We start from the raw sequence: 3215 nt of genomic DNA on the forward strand, positions 1-3215 counted from the left end.
GGCGGGTCGAAGGTGGCGGCGTAGCCGGCGATCTCCCCGTACACCCGGGGTGCGCCGCGGTGGGCGACGGCGTCGGCCCGCTCCAGCACCAGCAGGGCCCCGCCCTCGCCGGGCAGGTAGCCGCTGGCGGCGGTGTCGAACGGCAGGTAGGCCCGGTGCGGGTCGGCCACCGGGCTGACCCGTCCGCTGGCCAGGTGCGACACCCAGCCCCACGGATCGAACGACGAGTCGACCCCGCCGCTGACCACCAGCGCGGTGCCCTTGCGGGCGGTACGCCGGGCGTGCCCGAGCGCGTCCAGCCCACCGGCCTGCTCGGCCACCAGCACCGCGCCCGGGCCGCGCATGCCGTGGCGGATCGAGATCTGCCCGGTGTTGACCGCGTAGAACCAGGCGAACGACTCGTAGACGCTGACGAACTGCGGCCCCTGCGACCACAGCTTGCGGAACTCGCCGTGGGTGAACTGGAAGCCGCCCGAGGCGTTCGACGTGATCACGCCCATGTCGTAGTCGGGGACGTCGTCCGCGCCGACCGCGGCGTCGCGCAGCGCCCACTCGGCGGCGGCCAGGGCCAGCCGGGTCGAGACGTCGGTCTGCGGCAGCAGCCGGTTGGGCAGGTGCGCGGCGGCGTCGAAGTCGGCGATCTGACCGGCGAGCGAGGCCGGGTACCGGCCGGCGTCGAAGCGGTCCAGCGGTGCGATGCCGGAGTGCCCGGCGAGCGTGGCCGACCAGAAGGCGTCCACTCCGAGCCCGTTCGGCGCGACCACACCGAGACCGGTGACGAGGACGGGCACGGTCATCGCCGACCACCCGCCGCGCGCAGCACCATGGCGCTCTGGAACCCACCGAAGCCGCTGCCCACGGTCAGCACCGTGTCCAGCCGCCGCTCCCGCGCGGTGACCGGGACGTAGTCCAGGTCGCACTCGGGATCGGGGGTGGTCAGGTTGGCCGTCGGCGGCACCACGCCGTGCTCGATGGCCAGCGCGCACGCGGCCACCTCGATCGAGCCGATCGCGCCGAGCGAGTGGCCCACCATGGACTTGATCGAGCTGACCGGCACCCCGTACGCGTGCTGCCCCAGGCTGCGCTTGAAGGCGGCCGTCTCGTGCCTGTCGTTCTGCTTCGTGCCGGAGCCGTGCGCGTTGACGTAGTCGACAGCCGTCGGGTCCACCCGGGACTCGTCCAGGGCCACCCGGATCGCCTCGGCCATCTCCCGGCCGTCCTTCTTCAGGCCCGTCATGTGGTACGCGTTGCAGCGGGTCGCGTAACCGGTGACCTCCGCGTAGACGTGGGCTCCCCGGCGGCGGGCGTGTTCGTACTCCTCGACCACGAACATCGCCGCCCCCTCCGCCAGCACGAAGCCGTTGCGGGTGCCGTCGAACGGGCGGGAGGCCCGCTCCGGCTCGTCGTCGCGGGGCGTGGTGGCCTTGATCGCGTCGAAGCAGGCCACCACGATCGGGGTGACCGGGGTGTCCGCCGCACCGGTCAGCGCCACGTCGACGCTGCCCTCGCGGATCAGGTCGGCGGCGTGGCTGACCGCGTCCAGGCCGGAGGTGCAGCCGTCGGAGACCATGGTGACCGGGCCCTCGGCGCCCACCGTCCAGGCCACCTCGGCCGGCATCACGCTGGGGATCATGTAGTCGAACATGTGCGGCGACAGGTAGTCGTGGTCGACGAGCCACCGCCGTCCGCTGTCCGAGAGCACCAGGTACTCCCGCTCCAGGCTGGTCGCGGCGGCCACCGCGCTGCCGAGGCTCACCCCGATCCGGGTCGGGTCGACCTCGGACGGGTCGAGGCCGCTGTCCTCGACCGCCTCCCGGGCGCAGACCACGGCGAACTGGCTCGCCCGGTCCATGCGGCGGATCTCCCGCGGGCTCAGCCCCTCCAGTTCGGGGTCGAAGTCGCACTCGCCGGCCACCCGGGAACGGAACGGCGCGGGGTCGAAGAAAGAGATCCGCCGGGTCGCGGTGCGTCCGCTGGAGATCAGGTCCCAGAACTCCTTGGCGCCGCGCCCGCCGGGGGTGCGGACACCGATTCCGGTGATGACGACTCGGCGGGTCATCGGCGGTCCTCCCGGGCGGTCGGGCGCGCGGGGCGGCCCGGGGCGGAAGCCGGGCGGGATGGGCGATGCGTCACCGGTGGGTCCCTTCGCGACGGCGGGAACGGCGACGCCGGGTCAGGAACCGGCGCCGCGCCCAGCGTCCGGGGCGGCGCTCGAACCGCGCTCGAAACCGGTTCGGTCTCCGGTCCGGCCCGTGCGGCCGCCACCGTCCGCGAGGGCCGGGCGCCCGGCCGCGACGCCCGCCCGGTCGACGTCACCGCCTGAGCCGGGGACGCGAACGGCCCGGAGCGTCGGGTCGACGTTCCGGGCCGTGGCGTGGGCCGTGGCGGGTTACTTCAGGAAGCGGTCGAGCGCGGCCTCGATGGTGCCGCTGTCCGGCGCGGCGTACGACTTCAACGTCACCTTGTTGTACGAGATGAAGCTCGGGCAGCGGCTGGCCGGCGCCGTCACCGTGCCGCCGTCGCCGATCTTCTCACCGGTCTTGGCCGCGTGGAACGTCAGCGTGTACCGCGACGAGATGTAGTTGACCGTGACGACCTTGCCCTCGGTGTTCTTGTACTGGCACTTCTTCGGCGTGCCCTCGCTGCCCTCGACCACCTTGAGGCAGCCGATCACGGACGCGGTCGCGAAGTCCGCCGACTTGGTGTAGTAGCTCTTGTCCGAGCTGAACGACTTCTGCGACCAGAACGTGGGCCGGTCGGGGGCGTTGGAGAAGACGAACGCCTTCGCGCTCGACGGCCCGGTGTACGGGGCGGCGTTGAGGATCGCGCCGCCCTCGCAGACCGCGGACATCTCGCTGGAGTAGCGGGCGGTCAGCGCATCGTTGTTGGACGGCTCGTCCGGCCCGGTCGACGCCGGCCCGGACTCGCTGGGTGCCGCGGTCGGCGTGCCCGGTCCCGGGGTCGCGCTGCCGGAGGCGACCGGCTTCGGGTCGTCCTCGTCCCCGCCGAAGGCGACGTAGGCGAGCCCGCCGCCGCAGCACAGCAGCGTCAGCGTGACCGCGCCCGCGACCAGGCCAACGATCAGGCCCTTCGTCATCCCCCGCTTCGGCGGTACCGGCGCGAACGGCGCGGGCTGCCCGGGATAGCCGCCCGGCGCGGCCGGCTGACCCGGGTACGGCGCCGCGGGCTGGGCGCCGTACGGCGCGCCGGAGCCC

General features: G+C 73.6%; 3 protein-coding genes. All 3 read right to left on the bottom strand.

Features of this window, described 5'->3' with window-relative positions; genetic code table 11:
• The coding region (locus HUW36_RS29000) for a beta-ketoacyl synthase N-terminal-like domain-containing protein (RefSeq protein ID WP_281357568.1) at positions 1-797 on the bottom strand (797 nt) is incomplete at its 3' end.
• Entirely contained in the window at positions 794-2059 is a 1266-nt protein-coding gene (locus HUW36_RS29005; protein WP_174531031.1) for a beta-ketoacyl-[acyl-carrier-protein] synthase family protein, read from the bottom strand. The genes HUW36_RS29000 and HUW36_RS29005, both read right to left, overlap by 4 nt.
• A gap of 330 nt (positions 2060-2389) precedes the next feature.
• Positions 2390-3215, bottom strand: an 826-nt coding sequence (locus tag HUW36_RS29010) for a hypothetical protein (RefSeq protein ID WP_174531032.1), incomplete at its 5' end; no start/stop codon positions are given.

The organism is Micromonospora maritima, from assembly GCF_902825405.1.
Classification (GTDB): domain Bacteria; phylum Actinomycetota; class Actinomycetes; order Mycobacteriales; family Micromonosporaceae; genus Micromonospora; species Micromonospora maritima.